Genomic DNA, 25,129 nt, shown 5'->3' on the forward strand with positions numbered 1-25,129 from the left:
ACGAGATTTAAGTCATGGCAGAAGCAGTCGTGGACAACGTACCCGCCAAGACAGACGGCAAACCGCCGCTGTTTGGCCTGTCGTTCCTGGAAAACCTCTCGGAAATGACCATGCTGCGTCAGGTGGGCCTGATGGTCGGCCTGGCGGCCAGCGTGGCGATTGGTTTTGCTGTGGTGCTGTGGTCGCAGCAACCCGATTACCGGCCGCTGTACGGCAGCCTGGCCGGTATGGACTCCAAGCAGATCATGGAAACCCTGGCCGCCGCCGACATCGCCTACACCGTGGAGCCCAACTCCGGGGCACTGCTGGTCAAGGCCGATGACGTCGCCCGGGCGCGCATGAAGCTGGCCGCCGCCGGCGTGACCCCGTCCGACAGCAACATCGGTTTCGAGATCCTCGACAAGGACCAGGGCCTGGGTACCAGCCAGTTCATGGAAGCCACCCGCTACCGTCGTGGCCTGGAAGGCGAACTGGCGCGCACCATCTCCAGCCTCAATAACGTCAAGGGCGCGCGGGTCCACCTGGCGATTCCGAAGAGTTCGGTGTTTGTGCGCGACGAGCGCAAGCCAAGTGCCTCGGTATTGGTTGAACTGTTTTCCGGCCGCTCCCTGGAGCCTGGCCAGGTGCTGGCGATCATCAACCTGGTGGCCACCAGCGTTCCCGAATTGAGCAAGTCGCAAATCACCGTGGTCGACCAGAAGGGCAACCTGTTGTCCGACATGGCCGAAAATTCTGCGCTGACCCAGGCCGGCAAGCAGTTCGACTACAGCCGCCGCATGGAAAGCATGCTCACCCAGCGTGTCCACAACATCCTGCAACCGGTGCTGGGCAACGACCGCTACAAGGCTGAAGTGTCCGCCGACGTGGATTTCAGCGCTGTCGAGTCGACCTCCGAGCAATTCAACCCGGACCAGCCGGCCCTGCGCAGCGAGCAGTCCACCAGCGAACAACGCACCGCCAGCAACGGCCCGCAAGGCGTACCGGGTGCCCTGAGCAACCAGCCGCCGGCCCCGGCCTCGGCACCGCAAACCACCGGCGGCGCCGCCGCGACCGCGGGCGCCATCGCTCCCGGCCAGCCACTGTTGGACGCCAACGGCCAACAGATCATGGACCCGGCCACCGGCCAGCCGATGCTCGCTCCGTACCCGGCGGACAAGCGTAACCAGTCGACCAAGAACTTCGAACTCGACCGTTCCATCAGCCACACCAAGCAGCAACAGGGCCGGATCAACCGCCTGTCGGTGTCGGTGGTGGTCGATGACCAGGTCAAGGTCAACGCCGCTGACGGCGCCGTCACCCGCGCACCGTGGAGCGCCGACGAATTGGCGCGCTTCACCCGCCTGGTGCAGGATGCCGTCGGTTTCGACGCCAGCCGTGGCGACAGCGTCAGCGTGATCAACATGCCGTTCTCCGCCGAGCGTGGCGAAGTGATCGCCGAAGCGGCGTTCTACACCCAGCCGTGGTTCTGGGACATCGTCAAGCAAGTGCTGGGCGTGTTGTTCATCCTGGTGCTGGTGTTCGGCGTACTGCGTCCGGTGCTCAACAACATCACCGGCAATGGCAAGAAACAACTGGCGGCCTTCGCTGGCGGCGACGTCGAGTTGGGTGGCATGGGCGGCCTGGACGGCGAACTGGCCAACGACCGCGTCAGCCTCGGCGGCCCGCAAAGCATCCTGTTGCCAAGCCCAAGCGAAGGCTATGACGCTCAGTTGAACGCAATCAAGAGTCTGGTGGCAGAAGACCCGGGCCGTGTGGCCCAGGTCGTGAAAGAGTGGATTAACGCAGATGAGTGATAATCGAGCCGCTGTTGCCAAACTCACCAAGGTCGACAAAGCCGCAGTCCTGCTGCTGTCCCTGGGTGAAACCGACGCCGCCCAAGTGCTGCGCCACATGGGCCCCAAAGAGGTTCAACGGGTCGGCGTGGCCATGGCGCAAATGCGCAACGTTCACCGTGAGCAGGTCGAACAGGTGATGAGCGAGTTCGTCGAGATCGTCGGCGACCAGACCAGCCTGGGTGTCGGCTCCGACAGCTACATCCGCAAGATGCTCACCTCGGCCCTCGGCGAAGACAAAGCCAACGGCCTGATCGACCGCATCCTGCTGGGCGGCAACACCAGCGGCCTCGACAGCCTCAAATGGATGGAACCGCGCGCCGTCGCCGACGTGATCCGCTACGAGCACCCGCAGATCCAGGCGATCGTGGTGGCGTACCTCGACCCGGACCAGGCTGGCGAAGTGCTCGGCCACTTCGACCATAAAGTGCGCCTGGACATCATCCTGCGCGTATCGTCGCTGAACACCGTGCAGCCGGCGGCCCTGAAAGAACTCAACACGATTCTCGAGAAGCAGTTCTCGGGCAACTCGAATGCTTCGCGCACCACCTTGGGTGGTATCAAGCGCGCCGCCGACATCATGAACTTCCTCGACAGCTCGGTCGAAGGCCAGTTGATGGACTCGATCCGCGAGATCGACGACACCCTGTCCGGCCAGATCGAAGACCTCATGTTTGTGTTCAACAACCTCTCCGATGTCGACGACCGCGGCATCCAGGCGCTGTTGCGCGAAGTCTCCTCCGACGTGCTGGTACTGGCCCTCAAGGGCTCGGACGAGGGCGTCAAGGAGAAGATCTTCAAGAACATGTCCAAGCGCGCCTCGGAACTGTTGCGCGACGACTTGGAAGCCAAAGGCCCGGTGCGCGTCAGCGACGTGGAAACCGCCCAGAAGGAAATCCTCACCATTGCCCGCCGTATGGCCGAAGCCGGAGAAATCGTTCTCGGCGGGAAGGGCGGCGAAGAAATGATTTAAGGCGCCTCGCATGTCGAACAAAGATGAGACGCCCAGCGATCTGATTCGCGCGCGGGACGTGGGCGGGTTCGACATCTGGTCGTTGCCCAGCTTCGATCCGCATGTGCCGGAGCCTGAACCCGAGCCTGTGGAAGAACTGCCGGCGGAAATGGAAGAAGTGCCGCTGGAGGAAGTCCAGCCGCTGACCCTGGAAGAGTTGGAAAGCATCCGCCAGGAGGCCTACAACGAAGGCTTCGCCGCTGGCGAAAAAGATGGTTTTCGCAGCGCCACGCTCAAGGTCCGCCAGGAAGCCGAGGTCGCCTTGAGCGTCAAGCTGGCCAGCCTCGAACGCCTGATGGGCAGCCTGTTCGAGCCCATCGCCGAGCAGGATTCGCAGATCGAAAAAGCCATGGTCGGGCTGGTCGAGCACATCGCCCGTCAGGTGATCCAGCGTGAGCTGGTGCTGGACTCCAGCCAGATCGAAAGCGTCATGCGCGAAGCCCTCAAGCTGCTGCCCCTGGGCGTCGGCAATGTGCGGCTGCACATCAACCCGCAGGATTTCGAACAGGTCAAAGCCCTGCGCGAGCGCCATGAAGAAACCTGGCGCATCGTCGAAGACGCCGATCTGCAGCCCGGTGGTTGCCGCGTCGAGACCGAATACAGCCGCATCGACGCCACCGTGGAAACGCGCATCAGCCAGATCATGGCCCAGCTGCTGGATCAAGTCCACGAGCAGCTCCTGAACCCGGCCGAACCGGACATGAGCGTGGACCTGGACGCCGCCGATGCGCCTTGATCGCACCAGCTTCGCCAAACGCCTGGGCGGTTATATCGAGGCCACTGAGTTGCCCGGCCAGCCGATTCTCGAAGGGCGCCTGCTGCGCATGGTCGGCCTGACCCTCGAAGCCGAAGGCCTGCGCGCCGCCATGGGCAGCCGCTGCCTGGTGATCAACGACGACAGCTACCACCCGGTGCAGGTCGAAGCCGAAGTCATGGGCTTTTCCGGCAGCAAGATTTTCCTCATGCCCGTTGGCAGCCTGGCGGGCATCGCCCCCGGTGCCCGCGTGGTGCCGCTGGCCGATACCGGCCGCCTGCCCATGGGCATGAGCATGCTCGGCCGCGTGCTGGACGGCGCCGGGCGCGCGCTGGACGGCAAGGGCGGCATGAAGGCCGAAGACTGGGTGCCGATGGACGGCCCCACCATCAACCCGCTCAAGCGCAACCCGATCAGCCAGCCGCTGGACGTGGGCATTCGCAGCATCAACGGTTTATTGACGGTCGGTCGCGGCCAGCGCCTGGGCCTGTTCGCCGGTACCGGCGTGGGTAAGTCGGTGTTGCTCGGCATGATGACCCGCTTTACCGAGGCCGACATCATCGTGGTGGGGCTGATCGGCGAACGGGGCCGGGAAGTGAAGGAGTTCATCGAGCACAGTCTCGGTGAAGAAGGCCTCAAGCGTTCGGTGGTGGTGGCCTCCCCGGCGGACGATGCGCCGCTGATGCGTTTGCGCGCGGCCATGTACTGCACGCGCATCGCCGAATATTTTCGCGATAAGGGCAAGAACGTCCTGTTGCTGATGGACTCCCTCACGCGTTTCGCCCAGGCCCAGCGGGAAATCGCCCTGGCCATTGGCGAGCCGCCGGCCACCAAGGGGTATCCGCCGTCGGTGTTCGCCAAGCTGCCCAAGCTGGTCGAGCGCGCCGGTAATGCCGAGGCGGGCGGGGGCTCGATCACTGCGTTCTACACCGTGTTGTCTGAAGGCGATGACCAGCAGGACCCGATCGCCGACTCGGCGCGCGGCGTGCTCGACGGTCACATCGTGCTGTCGCGGCGCCTGGCGGAAGAGGGGCACTACCCGGCGATCGACATCGAAGCCTCCATCAGCCGGGTGATGCCATCGGTGGTCACGCCCGAGCACATGGCCCGCGCCCAGCAGTTCAAGCAGCTGTGGTCGCGTTACCAGCAGAGTCGCGACCTGATCAGCGTCGGCGCCTATGTGGCCGGTGGCGATCGTGAGACCGACCTGGCGATTGCCCTGCAACCGCAATTGGTCACCTACCTGCGCCAGGGCCTCAACGACAACATCAGCATGGGCGAAAGCGAAGCACACCTGCAGTCCATCTTCGCCCCCGCGCCAGGCGGCTAAGCCATGGCCAGCAGCCGCTCCTCACGCCTGGCCCCGGTGGTGGACATGGCCGAAAAGGCCGAAAAAACCGCGGTCCAGCGCCTGGGTTACTTCCAGGGCCAGGTGCGCCTGGCAGAAAGCAAGCTCGGCGACCTGGAGCGCTTTCGCGGCGAGTACCAGCAGCAGTGGATCGAGCGCGGCACCAAAGGCGTGTCCGGCCAGTGGCTGATGGGCTACCAGGGCTTTCTCAACCAACTTGAGACCGCCGTCGGCCAGCAGCGCCAGAGCCTGGCCTGGCACCAGAACAACCTCGACAAGGCCCGCGAGAGCTGGCAGCAGGCGTATGCCCGGGTCGAAGGCTTGCGCAAGCTGGTGCAGCGCTACATCGACGAAGCGCGGGCGATCGAGGATAAGCGCGAGCAGAAGCTGCTCGACGAGCTGTCCCAGCGCCTGCCGCGGCAGAATCCCTACTAGCGCCAGGCCCGCTGTTCAATGTGGGAAGGGGCTTGTCTCCCATATTTGATTCGCCGTGTTGCCCATAGCCCATTCGCCTGCTACACCTTCTATCTAGACCCATGACAAGGAAGCAGTCACATGTCAGTCGTGTCAGAAGTATCCCTGGATGGGACGAAGTTGACGATTGCAATCAAAGGCCGGTTCGATTTCGGCAGCCACCAGATCTTTCGTGAGGCCTACGAGCGTTTCTACAAGGTGCCGGACGTGTACGTGGTCGACCTGAAGGAAACCACCTACATGGACAGTTCCGCCCTGGGCATGCTCCTGCTGCTGCGCGATCATGCCGGGGGCGATGATGCGGAAGTCCAAGTGATCAACATCAGCTCCGACGTGCGCAAGATCCTCGCGATATCCAACTTCGATAAACTGTTCGATATCAATTGAGCGCTCTGGCTCCGGTCCTCGAACCGCTGACCGTCCTGATCGCCGAAGACAGCGCCACCGACTTGCTGTTGCTGTCGACCATCATCCGGCGCCAGGGCCACCACGTGCTCACCGCCAGCAACGGTGTGGAAGCGGTCGACCTGTTCGCCCGCGAACGCCCGCAACTGGTGTTGATGGACGCCCTGATGCCGGTGATGGATGGCTTTGAGGCCGCGCGCCGGATCAAGCAACTGGCGGGCGAAGCCCTGGTGCCGATCATCTTCCTCACCTCCCTGCGCCAAAGCGAAGCCCTGGCCGAATGCCTGGATGCCGGTGGCGATGACTTCTTGCCCAAGCCCTACAACCCGCTGATCCTCGCGGCCAAGATCAATGCGATGGACCGCCTGCGCCGCCTGCAGGCCACGGTATTGCAGCAGCGCGACCTGATCGCCAAGCACCACGACTACCTGCTGCATGAGCAACGCGTGGCCAAGGCGGTGTTCGACAAGGTTGCCCATTCCGGCTGTATCAACGCAGCGCCGAACATCCGTTACCTGCAATCGCCGTATGCGCTGTTCAACGGTGACTTGTTGTTGGCGGCCTACACGCCGGCGGGTGATATGCATGTGCTGCTCGGCGATTTCACCGGGCATGGCCTGCCGGCGGCGGTCGGCGCGATGCCGTTGGCGGAAGTGTTCTACGGCATGACGGCCAAGGGCTACGGGCTGACGCAGATCCTGCGGGAGATGAACGCCAAGCTCAAACGCATCCTGCCGGTGGACATGTTCTGCTGCGCCGCGCTGTTGTGCCTGAGCACGCAGCGGCGCGTGGTGGAGGTCTGGAATGGCGGCATGCCTGATGGCTATGTACATGAAGTCGCCACCGGCAAGCGGACACCGTTGGTGTCACGGCATTTGCCGTTGGGTGTGCTGTCGGCGCAGGCGTTCGAGGACCATACCGAAGTCTGGCCGATGGCCCTGGGCGACCGCGTGTTTCTGCTCTCCGACGGCGTACTGGACACCGCCGACGCCAACGAACAGCTGTTCGGCGCCGAGCGCTTGCAGCAGGTGTTTGCCGCCAATCGCGAGCCCGACCGCCTGTTCGAGGATATCGAGCAGGCTCTGGCGGCGTTTCGCGGTGAGGTGCGGGATGATGTGAGCATGGTCGAAATCACCCTGCAGGCCGGCCAGTCGATGCGCGCGACGGGGCCGTTGTACGCCGACAGCGGCCAGTCGTGCCCGTTGGATTGGTCGGTGGGTTTTGAATTCCGCGCCGAGACCCTCAAGCGTTACAACCCGTTGCCCTATCTGTTGCAACTGCTGCTCGAGATCCACGGCCTGCGCGAGCAGAGCGGGGCGCTCTACAGCGTGATGGCCGAGCTGTATTCCAACGCCCTCGAGCATGGCGTGCTGGGCCTGGACTCGCGGCTCAAGCGCGATGCCAAAGGGTTCGCGCAGTATTACCGCGAGCGCAACGAACGGCTGATGCAGCTCAACAGCGGTTATGTGCGCGTGCAGGTGCAGGTGGTGCCCACCGTTACCGGCGGCAGTATGAGCTTGCGCATCGAAGACAGCGGCCCCGGGTTCGATGTGGAACAGGTACTGGCGCGCCCGCTGGATGTCGACCGCCTGTCCGGTCGCGGCTTGAGCCTGGTGCGGCAACTGAGCAGCGATGTACGCTGGTCCGACGGCGGGCGTAGCGTCTGCGTGGAGTTTTGCTGGGAGGCTCTGGCATAATCCGCCGATTCTTGATCAAGGAGCGAACAAGTGGTTGAGGTTCATCTGGACCCGGACGTGTTATCGGGTTTGCAGGAAGTCATGGAAGGCGAGTACCCCAAGTTGCTCGATACCTTTCTCGATGATTCGCAAAAGCGCGTCGAAGCGCTGCGCAAGGCGCGCGACGATGCCAAGGCATTGGCGCTTATCGCCCATAGTTTCAAGGGCAGCAGTGGCAACCTCGGGGCGGTGCGGTTGGCGCACTTGTGCCAGCGCCTGGAGGTTGAGTCCGTCGAGGCGGCGGCGGACCTGGGGGCCTTGGTCGATCAGATCGATCATGAGTTTGCGCTGGTCAAGCCGCTGTATGAGTCGGAGCGCCAGCGCTTCCAGCTTTAATTTCAGGCGCGGGACGGCTTTTCGATAGGAGCTGGCCCGACTCTTGCTCTATCTCCTGATACTGCATCCCCGATCCCCATGCAGTGGAGACCTTACCTATGCCAGTCGCCCCTAATTCGCTCCTTCAGGCTGCCTCCGCGGCCAAGCCTCAAGCGCCTGCCGCCAATCCACCGGCGGCGGCTGCGGAGCCACGGGATAAGGGCCCTGGCTTTGCTCAGGTGTTCGCCAGCCAAGGTTCGAAGCCCTCGGCCAAGGCCGACGACAACTCGGCCAAACCCACGCGCGACAAGCCTGCCGACGCGAGTGCCAAGCCGGTTGCCGGCAACGATAAGCCTGTCGCGAACAACGATAAACCTGCCGCCGGTACGCCAGCGGTTGCCGATAGCGGCAAACCCTTGCCTGCCAAGCCGGCCGACAGCGCCAGCAGTGATCAAACCCCGCCGGCCGACCCCGCCCTGGCGCAGCAGCCTGCGGCAGACCCGACGGTTGCGCCGGTGGTTGACCCCGCGTTGATTGTCACGGTCACGCCAGTTGCTGTGCCGGTGCCGGTGGAAACGCCAGCCCCGGCCGCCGCCAAGGATGACAAGGCCCAGCCGCTGGTCACGACGCCGTTGGCAGCGACCGATGCGGCCAAGCCAGCCTTCGATCCCGCGGCCGACCCTCTGGACGCCTTGCCGGCGGTACGCCTGGCGATGGAGCAGGGCGGCCATGTGTCGGCCAGCAGCCAGACGCCGCAGAAAGCCGCGCCGACGTCCCAGGACCAGCCGACTGTCGCGCAGAACTTCGCCACGGGCCTGGCTAACATGGTGGATCAGCAAGCCAGCAAGGACAGCACCGACCGGGGTGGCGACAAAACCTTTGGCGGGTTGATCGAAGAAGGCCTCAAGGATTTGAAGGGCGCCAGCAGCGACACCCGTGTCGATGACTTCGCCAACCGCCTGGCCGCGCTGACCCAGGCCGCCACGCCGAAAACCGCCAACGCGTTGCCGCCGGTGACCAACGCACCGCTGGCCATGCACCAGAGCGGCTGGACCGAGGAAATCGTCAACCGCGTGATGTACCTGTCCAGCGCCAACCTCAAGTCGGCGGAGATCCAGCTGCAACCGGCCGAACTCGGGCGCCTGGATATCAAGGTCAACATGACAGCGGACCAGCAGGCCCAGGTCACGTTCATGAGCGGTCACGCCGTGGTGCGTGACGCGCTGGAAAGCCAGTCCGGCCGGTTGCGCGAGATGTTCGCCCAGCAGGGCATGGGGCAGGTCGACGTCAACGTGTCCGACCAATCCCGCGGCTGGCAGGGCCAGGGTCAGGGCCAACAGCAACAGAACCAGGCGAACGGTATCAGTGGCCGTGGCGGTCGGGGTGACAACGGCGACGTTGCCGATCACGCCGACGTGGCAGCGGCCGTCGCGCCGGTGACGTCCACCGTGATCGGCTCCAGCGCCGTCGACTACTACGCCTGATTCAGGGCCAACACCGGCCTGAGTGTGGGAGGGGGCTTGCCCCTGATGATCACGACCATTAAGCCTGGCCTGAGTCGATCGCAATCCAAAGGTGGGAGGGGGCTTGCCCCCGATGGCAGTGTGCCCGTCAACGGATCGGTCGACTGGAACTCCGCTATCGGGGGCAAGCCCCCTCCCACAATGGATCTGTGGCATGGCCGCTGTCCTGCGCTGCCTGACAACTCTGGCATAACACTTGCTCTTGCCTTTCCGTAGATCTATGAATCCCCGAATAGTGACGGATTATTGGCATGGCGAAGAGCGACGACGCAGCAAAAGCACCTGCAGGCAAGGGTAAGCTCAAGCTTATCCTGTTGATTGTCCTGGCCCTGGTCCTGGCCATCGGCGCCTCTGTGGGCGGCACTTGGTACATCATGCACAGCAGTGCGAGCAAACCGGCGCCCGCCGCCGAAACTGCCAGTAACGTCAAGCAACCGGCAATCTTCGAACCGATGCTTCCGGCCTTTGTCGCCAACTTCAACCAGAACGGTCGTCAACGCTACCTGCAGGTGAGCATCACCTTGCTGGCGCGTAACCAGGCAGACCTCGATGCGCTCAAGGTGCATATGCCGGTGATCCGCAACAACCTGGTGATGTTGTTTTCCGCGCAAAGCTTCGACAACCTGGCCACCCCGGTGGGCCAGGAAATGCTGCGCCAGAAGGTCACTGCCAGCGTGCAGGAAGTGGCCCAGAAAGAGCTCGGCAAAGTGGTGGTCGAGCAGGCGCTCTTCACTAATTTCGTATTGCAGTAGGATCACCACATGGCCGTGCAAGACCTTCTGTCCCAGGATGAAATCGATGCGCTGCTGCATGGCGTGGACGATGGTCTGGTACAGACCGAAACGGCTGCCGAACCCGGCAGCGTCAAAAGTTATGACCTGACCAGCCAGGATCGCATCGTCCGTGGACGCATGCCGACCCTGGAAATGATCAACGAGCGTTTCGCCCGTTACACCCGCATCAGCATGTTCAACATGCTGCGCCGCTCGGCGGACGTGGCGGTGGGCGGCGTGCAGGTGATGAAGTTCGGTGAATACGTACACTCGCTGTACGTGCCTACCAGCCTCAACCTGGTCAAGATCAAGCCATTGCGCGGCACGGCGTTGTTCATCCTCGACGCCAAACTGGTGTTCAAGCTGGTGGACAACTTCTTCGGCGGCGACGGCCGTCACGCCAAGATCGAAGGCCGGGAATTCACCCCCACGGAACTGCGGGTGGTGCGGATGGTGCTGGAGCAGGCCTTCATCGACTTGAAGGAAGCCTGGCAGGCGATCATGGAAGTCAACTTCGAGTACATCAACTCGGAAGTGAACCCGGCCATGGCCAACATCGTCGGCCCCAGCGAAGCGATTGTGGTGTCGACGTTCCACATCGAACTCGATGGCGGTGGCGGTGACCTGCACGTGACCATGCCGTACTCGATGATCGAGCCGGTGCGCGAAATGCTCGATGCCGGCTTCCAGTCCGACCTCGACGATCAGGATGAACGCTGGGTCAAGGCCCTGCGCGAAGACCTGCTGGACGTCGACGTGCCGCTGAGCGCCACCGTGGCGCGTCGTCAGTTGCGCCTGCGGGATATCTTGCACATGCAACCGGGCGACGTGATTCCCGTCGAGTTGCCGGAAGAACTGATCATGCGCGCCAACGGCGTGCCGTCGTTCAAGGTCAAGCTCGGTTCCCACAAGGGCAACCTGGCGCTGCAAGTGGTGGAGCCGATCAACCGGCGTTGAGTCACCCGTATTGATGCACCCCTATTTATGAATGTTTGCTCCGCCGAGGACATGTAATGGCTACCGAACACGAAAACACTTCCGCCGAAGACCAGGCCCTGGCCGACGAATGGGCTGCGGCCCTGGAAGAAACCGGCGATGTCGGCCAGGACGATATCGACGCGTTGCTGGCGGCCGATGCCTCTACTGCGCCGGCCAGTAACCGCCTGCCCATGGAAGAATTCGGCAGCGTGCCGAAGAACAACGACCCGGTGAGCCTCGACGGCCCGAACCTGGACGTGATTCTCGACATCCCGGTGTCGATCTCCATGGAAGTCGGCAGCACCGACATCAACATCCGCAACCTGCTGCAGCTCAACCAGGGCTCGGTGATCGAGCTTGACCGCTTGGCCGGCGAGCCGCTGGACGTGCTGGTCAACGGCACGCTGATCGCCCATGGCGAAGTGGTGGTGGTCAACGAAAAGTTCGGCATTCGCCTGACCGACGTGATCAGCCCGAGCGAACGCATCAAGAAGCTGCGCTGACATGAAGTATTCGATGGCGGGACTGTTGCTGGCGCTGCCATTGAGCGCCCTCGCGGCCGAGCCGGTCGCGCAGGCGGCTGCGGCGGCGGCACCGGTGGTGAGCAGCGGTATCGGCGGTCAGTTGACCCAACTGGTACTGGGCCTGCTGCTGGTGGTCGGGCTGATTTTTGTGCTGGCCTGGCTGATGCGTCGGGTGCAGAACATTGGCCCGGGCAACGCCCAGGTCATCGAGATGATCGGCTCGCGCGCCCTCGGCCCGCGTGATCGGCTGGTGCTGGTGCAGGTGGGCGAGGAACAGATCCTGCTGGGCCTCACCCCCGGCCGCATCACCCCGCTGCATGTGCTCAAGACCCCGGTCAACGTCGCCCCGACCCAAGCCGCCACGCCAGAATTCGCCCAACGCCTGATGGAGTTGCTGGGCAAGGATCAGAAGGATAAGAAGTAATGCGCGTTTTATTGACGCTCATGCTGTGGCTGGCCGCGCCATTGGCGTTCGCCGCCGACCCGTTGTCGATCCCGGCGATTACGCTCGGCACCAATGCGGCCGGGGCCCAGGAGTATTCGGTCAGCCTGCAGATCCTGCTGATCATGACGGCGCTGAGTTTTATCCCGGCGTTTGTCATGCTGATGACCAGCTTCACCCGCATCATTATCGTGTTCTCGATCCTGCGTCAGGCCCTGGGCCTGCAACAGACGCCATCGAACCAGATCCTCACGGGCATGGCGCTGTTCTTGACGCTGTTCATCATGGCGCCGGTCTTCGACAAGGTGAACCAGCAAGCCCTGCAGCCTTACCTCGCGGAAAAGCTCACGGCGCAAGACGCCATCGACAAGGCCCAAGGCCCGATCAAAGACTTCATGCTGTCGCAGACCCGCTCCAGCGACCTTGAGCTGTTCATGCGCCTGTCCAAGCGCACCGACATCGCCACGCCGGACCAGGCGCCGCTGACGATCCTGGTGCCGGCGTTCGTCACCTCGGAACTGAAGACGGCGTTCCAGATCGGTTTCATGATCTTTATCCCGTTCCTGATCATCGACCTGGTGGTGGCGAGCGTGCTGATGGCCATGGGGATGATGATGCTGTCGCCGCTGATCATCTCGTTGCCGTTCAAGATCATGCTGTTTGTGCTGGTGGACGGCTGGGCACTGATCATCGGCACGTTGGCCAGCAGTTTCGGCGGAGTGTAGGGCTATGACCCCAGAAGTTGCCGTCGACCTGTTCCGTGAAGCGTTGTGGCTGACCACGATGATGGTTGCCGTGCTGGTGGTGCCGAGCCTGTTGGTCGGCCTGTTGGTGGCGATGTTCCAGGCTGCGACCCAGATCAACGAACAAACCCTGAGCTTCCTGCCGCGCCTGTTGGTGATGCTGGTCACGTTGATTGTCGCCGGCCCGTGGCTGGTGCAAACCTTCATGGAATATATCCTGCAGCTGTACGGCAGTATTCCGCAGTTGATCGGCTGACCGCATGCAATCGCTGCTGGCGTTGACCGACACCCAGATCAGCACCTGGGTGGCGTCGTTTATCTTGCCGCTGTTCCGGGTCACGGCGGTGCTGATGAGCATGCCGGTGTTTGGTACCACCCTGGTACCACGGCGTATCCGCCTGTACTTCGCGGTGGCGATCACCGTGGTGCTGGTGCCGGGCTTGCCGCCGATGCCTGCGGTCAATGCGCTGGACCTCAGTGCGCTGATGCTGATTGCCGAGCAGATCCTGATCGGCTCGCTGCTGGGTTTCTCTCTGCAACTGTTCTTCCAGGCATTCGTGATCGCCGGGCAAATCATCTCGATCCAGATGGGTATGGGTTTTGCGTCGATGGTCGACCCCACCAACGGCGTGTCGGCGGCGGTGATCGGGCAGTTCCTGACCATGCTGGTGACTTTGATGTTCCTGGCCATGAATGGCCATCTGGTGGTGTTCGAGGTGCTGACCGAAAGTTTCACCACCTTGCCGGTCGGCTCGGGGTTGGTGGTCAATCACTTCTGGGAACTGGTGGGGCGCCTCAGTTGGGTGCTGGGCGCTTCGCTGTTGCTGGTGCTGCCGGCGATCACCGCGCTGCTGGTGGTCAACATCGCGTTTGGGGTGATGACCCGCGCGGCGCCGCAGTTGAATATCTTCTCTATCGGTTTCCCGTTGACCCTGGTGTTGGGCATGGGGATTTTCTGGGTCGGCATGGCCGACATTCTCAATCAGTATCAACCGCTGGCGAGCGACGCCTTGCAGTTCTTACGTGATCTGGCACGGGCGCGCTGAGCCATGGCCGAGAGCGAGAGTGGTCAGGACAAAACAGAAGACCCCACGGAGAAACGTAAAAAGGACTCCCGGGAAAAGGGCGAGATTGCCCGCTCCAAAGAGCTCAACACCGTCGCGACGATGATGGCCGGTGCCGGCGCCTTGCTGATCTACGGCGGCGGCCTGGCGCTCGACCTGATGGAGTTGATGAAACTCAACTTCAGCTTGCCCCGTGAAGTGCTGCTCAGCCCCGGCGCCATGGGGCAGTACCTGCTGCATTCGGGGAAAATCGCGATCCTGGCGGTGCAGCCGATTTTGATCACCTTGCTCCTGGCCGCGCTGATCGGCCCCGTCGCCCTTGGAGGCTGGCTGTTCGCCGCGAGCAGCATGGCACCAAAATTCAGCCGCATGAACCCGGCGGCGGGGCTCAAGCGCATGTTTTCCACCAAGGCATTGGTGGAACTGCTCAAGGCCCTGGCCAAGTTCATCCTGATTCTGTTCGTGGCCTTGGTGGTATTGTCCTCCGACATCGATGACCTGCTGCGCATCGCCCATGAGCCGCTGGAGTCGGCGATCATCCACAGCGTGCAAGTGGTGGGCTGGAGTGCGTTGTGGATGGCCGCCGGGCTGATCCTGATCGCCGCCGTGGATGCGCCGATCCAGCTGTGGGAAAGCCACAAGAAACTGCTGATGACCAAGCAGGAAGTGCGCGACGAACACAAGGACCAGGAGGGTCGCCCCGAGGTCAAGCAGCGCATTCGCCAACTGCAGCGCGAAATGTCCCAGCGCAAGATGATGGCTTCGGTGCCCGACGCCGACGTGGTGATCACCAACCCGACCCACTACGCCGTGGCTCTCAAGTACGACCCGGAGAAGGGCGGCGCGCCGATGCTGCTGGCCAAGGGCAGCGACTTCACGGCGCTGAAAATCCGCGAAATCGCCGTGGCCAACGACATCCTGTTGCTGGAGTCGCCGGAGCTGGCGCGGTCGATCTTCTACTCCACCGACCTCGACCAGGAAATCCCCGCCGGGCTGTACCTGGCCGTGGCCCAGGTATTGGCCTACGTCTACCAGATCCGCCAGTACCGTGCGGGCAAAGGCAAGCGCCCCGATCCGCTCAAGGACCTGCCGATTCCGCCGGATTTGCGGCGCGATTCCTGACCAACTGTTCAAATTGGCACCGTGCCATTCGTCGTAAACCTTCCTGACCTGTCAACTTTGACAGTCGTCACTTTCGCCTTCTCGCGGTTCTATTGCCTCAGGTACTGCGAAGTAAAATGCCGGGAGTGGGGCGATGCAGCTATTCACAGGCCGGGTTAAGTCTTATGACCAGCAGACCGGATTGGGTTCGATTGCGTTGGATAGTGGGGGAGACGATGTGTTGGTAGATCTGTGCAGTTCGGATGGATGCCTGCTTTCGGAGGGGCAGAAAGTGCAGTTTTGGATGATCCATCGACCGGCGGGCATCTATGCATGCGACATTCAACTGATCTGACGACACCTGTGTAAGTTCTTAATTGAAGTGTACGGAGAACGGCCATGGCAACGGGCACTGTGAAATGGTTTAACGCGGAGAAGGGGTTTGGTTTTATTTCTCCCGACGACGGCAGCACGGACGTGTTTGTCCACTATTCAGCAATCACCGGCACCGGTTTCAAAAGTTTGGAAGAAAATCAAAAAGTGGAATACGACGTGACGCAGGGCCAAAAAGGCCCGCAGGCCGAGAATGTGCGTCCTGTATAAAGATCGCCACTGATAGCATCCCTTCGCCGCGCCCCTCAGCGCTCTGCCCCCTTGAAGCAAAAGTTGATCGTTCCCACCGGCGGGAACGATCACTGGGTTGGATGCCCGTGATCCTTCCAGATTAAAGGCGAAGTCGCAGGTCAGGGCGTGGGCGCGAGCCAGGGTTTCGGTGAGGTTGACCAGCAGGTCTTCGGTGCTGATGCCGTCGATGAGCACGGTGGGTGGGGTATTGGTGCCGCGCGGGGGATTTGGGGTTGGTTTAACCATTGTGACGCTCCTGATTTAAGTGGAGCTGCCACTGATCGCCGCGATGCGATGGGGTGGCAGCTGTACGCAGGTTCGCGGACCGGAATCAGGAAACCGGCATACCCGAAGGTATCCCGCGCACAGCCACCATAGCGCCGCACAGTAGACGATAAAAAAACGTCAACTGAAAGCGGACAATGGCACTTTGCGCCTGAATTTACATGGGCCGCGACGCCCGCCCGCTGCGTGTGCAGCGAAGTACGGAGACTAGAGAGCGAGTTTCCTAGGAGCAACCTCAAACACTTGTCGGAAGTTTCTGTTTTTACAAACACCTAGCCGAACGGTCAGTTGTTTGGTCCTTCATCATTCAGCAGCCTCTTCCTGGCGCCACTCCCGGCGCGATCCCCTCTGCACGACTCAACACCACGATGGAGTGTGAGGCCTCTGCACGCAAAAAAAAGGAAGTGACATGAACAGCTCCGATAACACACTGATCAGCAGCCTGCAAAACCTGGATCAGGTGGTGGAGTACGCGGACGACGATGGCCTCCCTGGTCTTCTACAGCCTGGATGTCGCGTGGAGAGCCAGATGTGAAGCGCTACAACATCACCACTGGCGCGACGACCACAGCAGGCGGCGAAGTGATCAGTGGCCTGGAGCGCACCAGCTTCAACGGCCAAATGATCGCCAGGGAGGGTGACCGGGTCGCTTGTCCGGCATGCGGCACTGAAGGCGTCATCGCGCTCGTTGGGCCTCACCTGCACGAAGACTGGGGCGGCAAGCAAGCGGCGCTAGAGGGCGATCTCTGTCTGTGCAAATGCGACCCGCCACCGGAGCTGATCGCCTGCCAGCGCTTCAAGTGTCAGGTGTTCGAAACACAACCCCAGCGTACCGCCTTCACTTGGATCGGACCAAACACCCCCAACCCGCCCGTTTCCAACTTATCCACCCCCGGCGTAATGAATCGTGCCGCTGATGCGTGTGTGTTCGCCAAGTCATGCGTTTCGGTGCCGGTCGGTTCCACGGCGGCAGGAACCAGCCCTGAACACGCGACAAACTTTGGCACCACGGCCGTCATGGCTTCGACCGGCACTGCGGGCGCTGTCGGGAGGGTCGCCGGAACACTCGGCAGCGACCTGGGCGCCTGGGCCATACGAGGACTGGCCGGAGCCAATTCAGCACTCAACCTCGTGCTGCTGGCTTTTTGGCCAAGGGATATGGGTGATTCGACGCTCTACACCCCGGAACAACTGGCAGGTATGCGCTCGGCCAGTACGCGAGTGCGGTTTCAGTTTCGCCAGGGTGGATCAGGTGAACTACGCGTCTACGGCATACATACCAAGCCTGAAAGTGGCGCTGATCGTGTGTCTGTTGCGCAAGCCAGTTGGAATGCGGACAAGAGCGCGATGGTCGCGGTGCTAGATGGCATCAGCATCACTTGGACGCCGAACAACGGGCCGGTGGTCAGTGCGCCGAGCCCGTATCCGGGTACACCGGAACGCTTGGATAATTTGTTCGTTCATCCGGTTGCGGTGGGGCAAGATTCGGCAATCAGTCACTACCCAGGTCGGGATGCAGAGGATGTTACCTGGCAGGACACGATCATTACGTTTCCTGCTGACTCGGGTATGTCGCCGCTGTACTTGGTATTTGCCAAGCCTATGGTTAGCCCGTTGGAGGTTGGTCGCGCGGCCGATCTAATGAGTCGGAGTCGAAAAGATGGCCTGGACATCGACCACATACCTGCACAAAAGGTACTGGAGGCAACGTTACTTCAGTTGGATGCCAAAATGCCGCGTCAACAGGTGTTGGATTATCTAAAGAACGCTCCAGGCATCGCGATTCCGACACATGTGCACCAGAAGCATAGTGAAACTTACGGTGGGCGCAGTACCAGGGCCAAGCAAGCCAAAGATGTCGCCGACCTACGGGCGGCTGTTAATAGCAATGTCGATGCGATCAAGAGCGGGTTACTGGATGAAGGCTATCCTGAAGCTGAAATTGAGGCGGCCCGAGAGCAATTACATCAACTCAACCAGAAACAAGGGTGGTACTAATGGACGCCACAACTATTGCACTGTGGATCAAAAGCCTGGGGCGCCCCTATGAATCCTTAGTCTCAGAGGGTGTCATCCCCAATATGCCTCTACAAGAGCTTTATAAGGGAAGGGACTGGCTGGATATTGAACCAGAGGATGGAGTTGAGTTGAGTTTTTCAGCTGACTCCAAACGCCTGGAAACTCTATATATCACTCTTGTTAAGGCTGTAGAGGGGCAGTCTGTATATCGTGGAAAACTGCCACTGCCGCTGGCTTTATCGATGAGTCAGGCTGACGTAAAGGCCTCCTTCGGTGTTCCTTTAGAGTCAAAGGGTCCGACAAAACTCCCTCTAAACAGAAAAACAGGGGGGTGGGATGCGTATGAGCTTGAGCCCTCGGTGTATCCGAACGCCAAGCTGATATTTAAGTACGCGGAAAACTATCAAGTTAATACGCTGGTGTTCACTCTCCGCGCCTAGTCTCCTCAAACTGAGCGCACACCAGCCAGTCAAGCGAATGTCTTTTCTGGCCGGCATCAGGACTCGGCCATCCAGGCAGAGAGGCTGATCGGAGGCGAAAAGTGAAAAGGGGACGCCTATATTTAATTGAAATGAATTCCCTCATCCGGTGACCTCAAGCAAAAGTTGGAAGGCTTCTTGCAATAGCGCCTCCAGGACGCCTCCCGGCGTCAAAAGTTTGCTTCAAGGATGCGAGGAGTACCGGTGGTAGATCGCTCTCAAATGCTCAGCACGGCCCGCAGCACCCTGACTGACCTCTCGCGGGGCAATCTGGGTGTGCCGTTGTTGTTGCTGGTGATGCTGGCAATGATGATGTTGCCGATGCCGCCGTTCCTGCTCGACGTGTTCTTCACCTTCAACATCGCCTTGTCCGTCGTGGTCCTGCTGGTCTGCGTCTATGCGTTGCGGCCGCTGGATTTCGCGGTGTTTCCCACCATTCTGCTGATCGCCACGCTGTTGCGGCTGGCGTTGAACGTGGCGTCGACCCGCGTGGTCATGCTCCACGGCCAGGACGGTCACGCCGCCGCCGGTAAGGTGATCCAGGCCTTCGGCGAGGTGGTGATCGGCGGTAACTACGTGGTCGGTATCGTGGTGTTCGCGATCCTGATGATCATCAACTTCGTGGTGGTGACCAAGGGCGCCGGGCGGATTTCCGAGGTGAGCGCGCGCTTTACCCTCGACGCCATGCCCGGCAAACAGATGGCCATCGACGCCGACCTCAACGCCGGCCTGATCGACCAGAACCAGGCCAAATCGCGCCGCCTGGAAGTGGCCCAGGAGGCCGAGTTCTACGGTTCCATGGACGGTGCCAGCAAATTCGTGCGCGGTGACGCCATCGCCGGCCTGTTGATTCTGTTCATCAACCTGATCGGCGGCATAGCGGTCGGGATGTTCCAGCACGGCATGACCTTCGGCGATGCGGGCAAGGTCTACGCCCTGCTGACCATCGGTGACGGTTTAGTGGCGCAATTGCCATCACTGTTGTTATCCACAGCAGCGGCGATCATGGTGACCCGTGCGTCGGGCTCCGAAGACATGGGCAAGCAGATCAGCCGGCAGATGTTCGCCTCGCCCAAGGCGCTGGCCGTGGCGGCGGGCATCATGGCGATCATGGGCATTGTGCCTGGCATGCCCCACGTCTCGTTCTTGAGCATGGCGGCGATGGCCGCCGGTGGCGCCTACCTGTTCTGGAAAAAGCAGAACTTGGTCAAGGTGAAGGCCCAGCAAGAAATCGCGCGCCAGCAGGAACTGCTGCCGTCGCCGGCCCGCGCCCAGGAAACCAAGGAGTTGGGCTGGGACGATGTGACCCCGATCGACATGATCGGCCTGGAAGTCGGCTACCGCCTGATCCCGTTGGTCGACCGCAACCAGGGCGGCCAATTGCTCGCGCGGATCAAGGGCGTGCGCAAGAAGTTGTCCCAGGACCTGGGCTTCCTGATGCCCACTGTGCATATCCGCGACAACCTCGACCTGGCCCCCAGCGCCTACCGCCTGACCCTGATGGGCGTGATCCTCGCCGAAGCGGAGATCTACCCCGACCGCGAGCTGGCGATCAACCCGGGCCAGGTGTTCGGCACGCTGAACGGTATAACCGCCAAAGATCCGGCTTTTGGTCTGGAAGCGGTCTGGATCGAAGTCAGCCAGCGCAGCCAGGCGCAGTCCCTCGGCTACACCGTGGTGGACGCCAGCACCGTGGTCGCCACGCACCTCAACCAGATTCTGTACAAGCACTCCCACGAGTTGATCGGCCACGAAGAAGTCCAGCAACTAATGGGTTTGCTGGCCAAAGCCTCGCCCAAGCTCGCCGAAGAGCTGGTGCCGGGCGTGCTGTCGCTGTCGCAATTGCTCAAGGTGCTGCAGGCGCTGCTGGCCGAACAGGTGCCGGTGCGCGACATTCGCAGCATCGCCGAGGCCATCGCCAACAATGCCGCCAAGAGTCAAGATACTGCCGCGTTGGTGGCCGCCGTGCGCGTTGGATTATCCCGCGCTATCGTACAAAGCATTGTAGGGATTGAGTCTGAGCTGCCTGTGATCACCTTGGAGCCAAGGTTGGAACAAATATTGCTCAATAGTATTCAGAAGGCAGGACAGGGCCAGGAAGAGGGCGTTCTGCTGGAGCCAAGCATGGCTGAAAAACTGCAGCGTTCGTTGATCGAAGCAGCGCAGCGTCAGGAAATGCAGGGCCAACCGGTGATTCTGCTGGTGGCAGGCCCGGTCCGGGCGATGTTGTCGCGGTTTGGACGCCTGGCAGTGCCGAATTTGCACGTTTTGGCTTATCAGGAAATCCCTGACAACAAGCAAGTGACTATCGTCGCGACAGTAGGGCCCAACGGCTGAGGTAGTGGGTTATGCAAGTAAAGCGTTTTTTCGCCGCCGATATGCGTCAGGCCATGAAACTGGTACGTGACGAACTGGGCGCCGACGCTGCGATTATCGGTAACCGTCGTATTGCCGGCGGTGTCGAGCTGACGGCTGCCCTGGATTACACCCCTTCGGCGCTGGCCCCGCGTGTCCCGAACATGGAGCTTGAAGACGAGCTGCGCAAGACGGCCTCGCGCATTGTCTCGGCCCAGGCCGAACTGAGCATGCGCGGCGACAGCGATGCGACCACCAATCGCCAGTTGTTCGCCGGCCTGCCGCTGACCGCCGCCGAGCCGCTGGTCGAGCCGACGTTCATCGAACCGCCGCGTCCTGCCGCGCCTGCCCCGGCCGCTGCAGTCGACCAGCGTGTGTTCGACTCGATGCGCTTTGAGCTCAACGGCCTGCGCGAGCTGCTGGAAGTGCAGCTCGGTTCGCTGGCCTGGACCCAACTGCAAGGCAGCAAGCCGCAACAGGCCAACCTGTGGCGTCGCCTGCAACGCATCGGTCTGTCCGGCCCGTTGTCCCGCGACCTGCTGGCGCTGACCACCGAAATCGAAGAACCTCGCCAGGCCTGGCGCATGTTGCTGGCCCACCTGGCGCGGATGATCGTCACCCCGGAGCTCGAACCCCTGGAAGAGGGCGGCGTGATCGCCATGGTCGGCCCTGCCGGCATGGGCAAGACCACCACGCTGGCCAAGCTGGCGGCGCGCTACGTGCTCAAGTACGGCGCCCAGAACATCGCGCTGGTAAGCATGGACAGCTACCGCATCGGTGCCCAGGAGCAACTCAAGACCCTGGGCCGCATCCTCAATGTGTCGGTGACCCATGTCGACCCGGGCCAGTCCCTGGCCAACGCCCTCGATCCGTTGCTGCGCAAGCGTGTGGTGCTGATCGATACCGCCGGCCTGCAAGCCAGCGATCCGGCGTTGCGCATGCAGCTGGAGAGCCTGGCCGGGCGTGGCATCAAGGCAAAAAATTACCTGGTGCTTGCAACCACCAGCCAAAAACAAGTTCTTACCGCTGCGTACCATAGCTACAAGCGCTGCGGCCTGGCCGGATGCATCCTCACCAAGCTCGACGAAACCGCGAGCCTGGGCGAGGTGCTGAGCCTGGCTATCAGTCATGAACTTCCGGTCGCCTACCTGACCGACGGGCCGCGGATTCCGGATGATTTGCATCTGCCGCGCCGTCATCAGCTGGTCAGCCGTGCCGTCAGCGTGCAAATGCAAGAAGAGCCTAGCGAGGAAGCGATGGCCGATATGTTCGCTGACCTTTACCACAACCCGGCAAAGCGGGTGGGTTGAGGCAGCATGAACACCATGAAATGTATCTACATCGATGGTCTGCAAGCGATTCACGCGGCCAAGCCATGTAGCCTGCGTCTAAGCAAGACAAGGTAAAGAATTAAAATGGGCAGCATGCATCCCGTACAGGTGATCGCGGTGACCGGCGGCAAAGGTGGCGTCGGGAAAACTAACGTGTCAGTGAATTTGTCCCTGGCCCTGGCAGAGCTTGGCCGTCGTGTCATGCTGCTGGATGCTGACCTTGGGTTGGCGAACGTTGACGTATTGCTGGGGCTCACGCCCAAACACACCCTCGCCGATGTGATCGAGGGTCGTTGTGAGCTGCGCGATGTGCTGCTGCAGGGCCCTGGAGGCATCCGCATCGTGCCGGCCGCCTCGGGCACCCAGAGCATGGTCCACTTGAGCCCTGCGCAGCATGCCGGCCTGATCCAGGCGTTCAGCGATATCGGCGACAACCTCGACGTGCTGGTGATCGACACCGCCGCCGGGATTGGCGAGTCCGTGGTCAGCTTCGTGCGCGCCGCGCAAGAAGTCCTGCTGGTGGTCTGCGATGAACCCACCTCGATCACCGACGCCTACGCCCTGATCAAACTGCTCAACCGCGACTACGGCATGAACCGCTTCCGCGTGCTGGCCAACATGGCCCAGAGCCCGCAGGAAGGACGCAACCTGTTCGCCAAGTTGACCAAGGTCACTGATCGCTTTCTTGATGTCGCCTTACAATACGTCGGCGCAGTTCCCTATGACGAGTGTGTACGCAAGGCCGTGCAAAAGCAGCGTGCGGTCTACGAAGCGTTCCCTCGTTCGAAATGCGCGTTGGCGTTCAAGGCTATTGCTCAGAAGGTCGATACCTGGCCGTTGCCCGCCAACCCTCGGGGGCATCTGGAGTTTTTCGTCGAGCGATTGGTGCATCAGACGAGCGCAGGACCGGTGCTATGACAGCCAGCGGCTATAACCTTTACAAAAATTCGGCACGTGACCGCCAGGGCGAATTGATCGAGCGCTATGCGCCGTTGGTCAAGCGCATTGCCTATCACTTGCTGGCACGCCTGCCCGCCAGTGTCCAGGTCGAAGACTTGATCCAGGCCGGCATGATCGGCCTGCTCGAAGTATCGACCAAATACGACGCGAGCAAGGGTGCGAGTTTCGAGACGTATGCGGGTATCCGTATCCGTGGCGCGATGCTCGATGAAGTGCGTAAAGGGGATTGGGCGCCGCGTTCGGTACACCGCAATACGCGCATGGTCAGTGACGCAATTCGTGCAATTGAAGCAAAAACCGGTCGCGACGCTAAAGATCACGAAGTTGCGGCCGAACTCCAATTGAGTCTCGACGATTATTACGGGATTTTGAACGATACCTTGGGCAGCCGCCTGTTCAGTTTCGACGACCTGTTGCAGGACGGCGAACACGAAGGGCTGCACGAGGACGGCGCGAGTGCTCATCTCGAACCGTCGCGCGACTTGGAAGATGAACGCTTTCAGGGGGCGCTGGCGGACGCGATTGCCAATCTGCCGGAGCGTGAGCGACTGGTGTTGGCGCTGTACTACGACGAAGAGCTGAACCTCAAGGAAATCGGTGAGGTCCTGGGGGTCAGCGAATCGCGTGTCAGCCAGCTGCACAGCCAGTGCGCAGCCCGCTTGCGGGGACGCCTGGGAGAGTGGCGCGCGCGCTGACAGGCAGTGTGGGGACACTGCAGACACTACCGCGAGGCCCTTGGTTTTCGCGGGTGAGTTTCGTGGTGCCCTGGGCAGTCCTTTTTGTGTAACGCCTGTTGATTGAAATGGCGCGTCCAGGTGCTGGACGCGTTTTAAGACTGCTTGGAGGTCGAATTGGACAAGAACATGAAAATCCTCATCGTTGATGACTTCTCAACGATGCGGCGGATCATAAAAAACCTGTTGCGTGACCTGGGGTTCACCAACACGGTCGAGGCGGATGACGGCCTTACGGCGATTCCGATCCTCAACAGCGGGAGCATCGACTTTCTGGTAACCGACTGGAACATGCCCGGCATGACCGGTATCGACTTGCTGCGCCATGTGCGCGCCGATGAAAAACTGCGCAGCCTTCCCGTGTTGATGGTGACCGCCGAAGCCAAGCGTGAGCAGATCATCGAAGCCGCCCAGGCCGGGGTCAACGGCTACGTGGTCAAGCCATTCACTGCATTGGCCTTGAAAGAGAAGATCGAAAAAATCTTCGAACGCATCCACGGCTAATGCCATCGCGGGGGAGCTATGGAGCATAAAGAAACGTCACAGGGGGACTTTGAGTCGACCCTGAAAAAGCATGCTCACCAACTGGTCGAGAGCCTTGAAAAAGGCCAGTTCGGCGACGCGGTGCAGTTAATCCATGAGCTTAACCAGACCCGTGACCGCGGCCTGTATCAGGAAGTGGGCAAGCTCACGCGCGAGCTGCACAGTGCGATCGTCAATTTTCAGATTGACCCGCACATGCCCCAGGCTGAAGAAATTTCGCAAATCACCGATGCCACTGAACGCCTGTCCTATGTGGTCAGGCTGACTGAAGCGGCGGCCAACCGCACCATGGACCTGGTGGAAAACGCCACGCCCCTGGTCAACGGCATGGCCAATGAAGCCCAGGCGCTCAGCGTTGACTGGGGCCGTTTCATGCGTCGGGAAGTGGGGGCTGAGGAGTTTCGTGAGTTGGCCCGTCGGGTCGAGGGTTTCCTGTCGCGCAGCGAACAGGACAACCACACGGTGTCCAGCAACCTCAATGACATTCTGCTCGCCCAGGATTACCAGGACCTCACCGGTCAGGTGATCAAGCGCGTGACCCAATTGGTCACCGAAGTGGAAAGCAACTTGCTCAAATTGGTGCTTATGGCAGGCCAAGTCGATCGTTTCGCCGGCATCGAACATGACCGCGAAGCGATCCTCTCGGAAAAAGATCCACAAAAACATCTCGCCAAGGGTGAAGGTCCGCAGATTCATGCCGATAAACGTGAAGACGTTATGTCAGGTCAGGATGACGTAGATGACCTGTTATCCAGTTTAGGCTTCTAAGGAGCAC

Annotated in this window: 27 protein-coding genes and 1 pseudogene; 27 read left to right on the forward strand and 1 reads right to left on the reverse strand. The window is 61.3% G+C overall.

Translation table 11 applies throughout. The features are described from left to right. The first annotated feature begins 14 nt into the window (after positions 1-14). From fliF to C5F70_RS03165, 18 genes are all read left to right on the forward strand, one after another. On the forward strand, positions 15-1,793 hold the full coding sequence (fliF, locus tag C5F70_RS03075; RefSeq protein ID WP_017845378.1) for a flagellar basal-body MS-ring/collar protein FliF: 1,779 nt from the start codon (positions 15-17) through the stop codon (positions 1,791-1,793). Beyond that, the gene (gene fliG / locus C5F70_RS03080; RefSeq protein WP_010563975.1) at positions 1,786-2,805 is read left to right on the forward strand and encodes a flagellar motor switch protein FliG; all 1,020 of its coding nucleotides are present in this window, start codon (positions 1,786-1,788) and stop codon (positions 2,803-2,805) included. Before fliF ends, fliG begins: the two co-directional genes overlap by 8 nt. Before the next feature lie 10 nt (positions 2,806-2,815). Beyond that, the gene (fliH, locus tag C5F70_RS03085) at positions 2,816-3,580 is read left to right on the forward strand and encodes a flagellar assembly protein FliH (protein WP_017845379.1); all 765 of its coding nucleotides are present in this window, start codon (positions 2,816-2,818) and stop codon (positions 3,578-3,580) included. Continuing rightward, positions 3,570-4,928 carry a flagellar protein export ATPase FliI gene (gene fliI / locus C5F70_RS03090; protein WP_104902708.1) on the forward strand — a complete coding sequence of 453 codons (1,359 nt, stop codon included), beginning with the start codon at positions 3,570-3,572 and terminating at the stop codon, positions 4,926-4,928. The genes fliH and fliI overlap by 11 nt, the downstream gene beginning before the upstream one ends. A 3-nt stretch (positions 4,929-4,931) precedes the next feature. Continuing rightward, positions 4,932-5,381, forward strand: a complete 450-nt coding sequence (gene fliJ / locus C5F70_RS03095) for a flagellar export protein FliJ (protein WP_017845381.1) — start codon at positions 4,932-4,934, stop codon at positions 5,379-5,381. A gap of 120 nt (positions 5,382-5,501) precedes the next feature. Continuing rightward, positions 5,502-5,807, forward strand: a complete 306-nt coding sequence (locus tag C5F70_RS03100; protein WP_017845382.1) for an STAS domain-containing protein — start codon at positions 5,502-5,504, stop codon at positions 5,805-5,807. Then, positions 5,804-7,522, forward strand: a complete 1,719-nt coding sequence (locus C5F70_RS03105; RefSeq protein ID WP_104902709.1) for a fused response regulator/phosphatase — start codon at positions 5,804-5,806, stop codon at positions 7,520-7,522. Before C5F70_RS03100 ends, C5F70_RS03105 begins: the two co-directional genes overlap by 4 nt. Before the next feature lie 30 nt (positions 7,523-7,552). After that, entirely contained in the window at positions 7,553-7,897 is a 345-nt protein-coding gene (locus C5F70_RS03110) for an Hpt domain-containing protein (protein WP_017845384.1), read from the forward strand. 98 nt (positions 7,898-7,995) lie between these two features. Then, a complete protein-coding gene (locus tag C5F70_RS03115) occupies positions 7,996-9,360 on the forward strand; it encodes a flagellar hook-length control protein FliK (protein ID WP_104902710.1) in 1,365 nt (454 codons plus the stop codon). Between the two features lie 290 nt (positions 9,361-9,650). Continuing rightward, positions 9,651-10,151, forward strand: coding sequence for a flagellar basal body-associated protein FliL (gene fliL / locus C5F70_RS03120; protein ID WP_017845386.1), 501 nt, complete (start codon positions 9,651-9,653; stop codon positions 10,149-10,151). A 9-nt stretch (positions 10,152-10,160) separates the two neighbouring features. Continuing rightward, complete coding sequence (fliM, locus tag C5F70_RS03125) at positions 10,161-11,129, forward strand: flagellar motor switch protein FliM (RefSeq protein WP_017845387.1); 969 nt, start codon at positions 10,161-10,163, stop codon at positions 11,127-11,129. Between the two features lie 56 nt (positions 11,130-11,185). Next, complete coding sequence (gene fliN, locus C5F70_RS03130; protein ID WP_017845388.1) at positions 11,186-11,653, forward strand: flagellar motor switch protein FliN; 468 nt, start codon at positions 11,186-11,188, stop codon at positions 11,651-11,653. Between the two features lies 1 nt (position 11,654). Further along, positions 11,655-12,098, forward strand: a complete 444-nt coding sequence (fliO, locus tag C5F70_RS03135; protein ID WP_026139822.1) for a flagellar biosynthetic protein FliO — start codon at positions 11,655-11,657, stop codon at positions 12,096-12,098. Next, the gene (gene fliP, locus C5F70_RS03140) at positions 12,098-12,841 is read left to right on the forward strand and encodes a flagellar type III secretion system pore protein FliP (protein WP_017845390.1); all 744 of its coding nucleotides are present in this window, start codon (positions 12,098-12,100) and stop codon (positions 12,839-12,841) included. The genes fliO and fliP overlap by 1 nt, the downstream gene beginning before the upstream one ends. 4 nt (positions 12,842-12,845) lie before the next feature. Next, positions 12,846-13,115 carry a flagellar biosynthesis protein FliQ gene (gene fliQ, locus C5F70_RS03145; RefSeq protein WP_003175300.1) on the forward strand — a complete coding sequence of 90 codons (270 nt, stop codon included), beginning with the start codon at positions 12,846-12,848 and terminating at the stop codon, positions 13,113-13,115. A gap of 4 nt (positions 13,116-13,119) precedes the next feature. Then, entirely contained in the window at positions 13,120-13,905 is a 786-nt protein-coding gene (fliR, locus tag C5F70_RS03150) for a flagellar biosynthetic protein FliR (RefSeq protein ID WP_017845391.1), read from the forward strand. Between the two features lie 3 nt (positions 13,906-13,908). Further along, positions 13,909-15,045 (forward strand): flagellar biosynthesis protein FlhB, encoded by a 1,137-nt coding sequence (gene flhB, locus C5F70_RS03155; RefSeq protein ID WP_017845392.1) that lies wholly within the window; start codon positions 13,909-13,911, stop codon positions 15,043-15,045. Positions 15,046-15,423: 378 nt separating this feature from the next. Further along, positions 15,424-15,627, forward strand: a complete 204-nt coding sequence (locus C5F70_RS03165; protein WP_017845394.1) for a cold-shock protein — start codon at positions 15,424-15,426, stop codon at positions 15,625-15,627. Between the two features lie 105 nt (positions 15,628-15,732). On the opposite strand, the pseudogene C5F70_RS31420 reads toward C5F70_RS03165, so the two are convergent. Next, a pseudogene (locus C5F70_RS31420) lies at positions 15,733-15,894 on the reverse strand (DUF6124 family protein); the annotation flags it as partial. 448 nt (positions 15,895-16,342) lie between these two features. Between C5F70_RS31420 and C5F70_RS30935 the strand changes: the two are divergent. From C5F70_RS30935 to C5F70_RS03205, 9 genes are all read left to right on the forward strand, one after another. Continuing rightward, positions 16,343-16,468: a hypothetical protein gene (locus C5F70_RS30935; protein ID WP_256588352.1), complete on the forward strand. Its 126-nt coding sequence runs from the start codon at positions 16,343-16,345 to the stop codon at positions 16,466-16,468. Beyond that, complete coding sequence (locus C5F70_RS03170) at positions 16,465-17,931, forward strand: S-type pyocin domain-containing protein (RefSeq protein ID WP_104902711.1); 1,467 nt, start codon at positions 16,465-16,467, stop codon at positions 17,929-17,931. The genes C5F70_RS30935 and C5F70_RS03170 overlap by 4 nt, the downstream gene beginning before the upstream one ends. Next, positions 17,931-18,392, forward strand: a complete 462-nt coding sequence (locus C5F70_RS03175) for a DUF6392 family protein (protein WP_017845397.1) — start codon at positions 17,931-17,933, stop codon at positions 18,390-18,392. Before C5F70_RS03170 ends, C5F70_RS03175 begins: the two co-directional genes overlap by 1 nt. A gap of 261 nt (positions 18,393-18,653) precedes the next feature. Beyond that, positions 18,654-20,768: a flagellar biosynthesis protein FlhA gene (gene flhA, locus C5F70_RS03180; protein WP_017845398.1), complete on the forward strand. Its 2,115-nt coding sequence runs from the start codon at positions 18,654-18,656 to the stop codon at positions 20,766-20,768. A gap of 11 nt (positions 20,769-20,779) precedes the next feature. Next, positions 20,780-22,096 carry a flagellar biosynthesis protein FlhF gene (flhF, locus tag C5F70_RS03185; protein WP_017845399.1) on the forward strand — a complete coding sequence of 439 codons (1,317 nt, stop codon included), beginning with the start codon at positions 20,780-20,782 and terminating at the stop codon, positions 22,094-22,096. Between the two features lie 105 nt (positions 22,097-22,201). Beyond that, positions 22,202-23,035 carry a flagellar synthesis regulator FleN gene (fleN, locus tag C5F70_RS03190; RefSeq protein WP_003192912.1) on the forward strand — a complete coding sequence of 278 codons (834 nt, stop codon included), beginning with the start codon at positions 22,202-22,204 and terminating at the stop codon, positions 23,033-23,035. Further along, positions 23,032-23,772 carry an RNA polymerase sigma factor FliA gene (gene fliA, locus C5F70_RS03195; protein WP_017845400.1) on the forward strand — a complete coding sequence of 247 codons (741 nt, stop codon included), beginning with the start codon at positions 23,032-23,034 and terminating at the stop codon, positions 23,770-23,772. The genes fleN and fliA overlap by 4 nt, the downstream gene beginning before the upstream one ends. Before the next feature lie 168 nt (positions 23,773-23,940). Next, on the forward strand, positions 23,941-24,315 hold the full coding sequence (locus C5F70_RS03200; protein ID WP_003192908.1) for a chemotaxis response regulator CheY: 375 nt from the start codon (positions 23,941-23,943) through the stop codon (positions 24,313-24,315). A gap of 18 nt (positions 24,316-24,333) precedes the next feature. Further along, the gene (locus tag C5F70_RS03205) at positions 24,334-25,122 is read left to right on the forward strand and encodes a protein phosphatase CheZ (RefSeq protein ID WP_017845401.1); all 789 of its coding nucleotides are present in this window, start codon (positions 24,334-24,336) and stop codon (positions 25,120-25,122) included. The last annotated feature ends 7 nt before the right edge of the window (positions 25,123-25,129 follow it).

The sequence above is a fragment of the Pseudomonas sp. LH1G9 genome, assembly GCF_002949975.1.
GTDB classification, from domain to species: domain Bacteria; phylum Pseudomonadota; class Gammaproteobacteria; order Pseudomonadales; family Pseudomonadaceae; genus Aquipseudomonas; species Aquipseudomonas veronii.

Coding starts and splice junctions, on each gene's coding strand:
- fliF (WP_017845378.1), top strand. CDS start 15: ATGGCAGAAGCAGTCGTGGACAACGTACCCGCCAAGACAGACGGCAAA.
- fliG (WP_010563975.1), top strand. CDS start 1,786: ATGAGTGATAATCGAGCCGCTGTTGCCAAACTCACCAAGGTCGACAAA.
- fliH (WP_017845379.1), top strand. CDS start 2,816: ATGTCGAACAAAGATGAGACGCCCAGCGATCTGATTCGCGCGCGGGAC.
- fliI (WP_104902708.1), top strand. CDS start 3,570: ATGCGCCTTGATCGCACCAGCTTCGCCAAACGCCTGGGCGGTTATATC.
- fliJ (WP_017845381.1), top strand. CDS start 4,932: ATGGCCAGCAGCCGCTCCTCACGCCTGGCCCCGGTGGTGGACATGGCC.
- C5F70_RS03100 (WP_017845382.1), top strand. CDS start 5,502: ATGTCAGTCGTGTCAGAAGTATCCCTGGATGGGACGAAGTTGACGATT.
- C5F70_RS03115 (WP_104902710.1), top strand. CDS start 7,996: ATGCCAGTCGCCCCTAATTCGCTCCTTCAGGCTGCCTCCGCGGCCAAG.
- fliL (WP_017845386.1), top strand. CDS start 9,651: ATGGCGAAGAGCGACGACGCAGCAAAAGCACCTGCAGGCAAGGGTAAG.
- fliM (WP_017845387.1), top strand. CDS start 10,161: ATGGCCGTGCAAGACCTTCTGTCCCAGGATGAAATCGATGCGCTGCTG.
- fliN (WP_017845388.1), top strand. CDS start 11,186: ATGGCTACCGAACACGAAAACACTTCCGCCGAAGACCAGGCCCTGGCC.
- fliO (WP_026139822.1), top strand. CDS start 11,655: ATGAAGTATTCGATGGCGGGACTGTTGCTGGCGCTGCCATTGAGCGCC.
- fliP (WP_017845390.1), top strand. CDS start 12,098: ATGCGCGTTTTATTGACGCTCATGCTGTGGCTGGCCGCGCCATTGGCG.
- fliQ (WP_003175300.1), top strand. CDS start 12,846: ATGACCCCAGAAGTTGCCGTCGACCTGTTCCGTGAAGCGTTGTGGCTG.
- fliR (WP_017845391.1), top strand. CDS start 13,120: ATGCAATCGCTGCTGGCGTTGACCGACACCCAGATCAGCACCTGGGTG.
- flhB (WP_017845392.1), top strand. CDS start 13,909: ATGGCCGAGAGCGAGAGTGGTCAGGACAAAACAGAAGACCCCACGGAG.
- C5F70_RS03165 (WP_017845394.1), top strand. CDS start 15,424: ATGGCAACGGGCACTGTGAAATGGTTTAACGCGGAGAAGGGGTTTGGT.
- C5F70_RS30935 (WP_256588352.1), top strand. CDS start 16,343: ATGAACAGCTCCGATAACACACTGATCAGCAGCCTGCAAAACCTGGAT.
- C5F70_RS03175 (WP_017845397.1), top strand. CDS start 17,931: ATGGACGCCACAACTATTGCACTGTGGATCAAAAGCCTGGGGCGCCCC.
- flhA (WP_017845398.1), top strand. CDS start 18,654: ATGCTCAGCACGGCCCGCAGCACCCTGACTGACCTCTCGCGGGGCAAT.
- flhF (WP_017845399.1), top strand. CDS start 20,780: ATGCAAGTAAAGCGTTTTTTCGCCGCCGATATGCGTCAGGCCATGAAA.
- fleN (WP_003192912.1), top strand. CDS start 22,202: ATGGGCAGCATGCATCCCGTACAGGTGATCGCGGTGACCGGCGGCAAA.
- fliA (WP_017845400.1), top strand. CDS start 23,032: ATGACAGCCAGCGGCTATAACCTTTACAAAAATTCGGCACGTGACCGC.
- C5F70_RS03200 (WP_003192908.1), top strand. CDS start 23,941: ATGAAAATCCTCATCGTTGATGACTTCTCAACGATGCGGCGGATCATA.
- C5F70_RS03205 (WP_017845401.1), top strand. CDS start 24,334: ATGGAGCATAAAGAAACGTCACAGGGGGACTTTGAGTCGACCCTGAAA.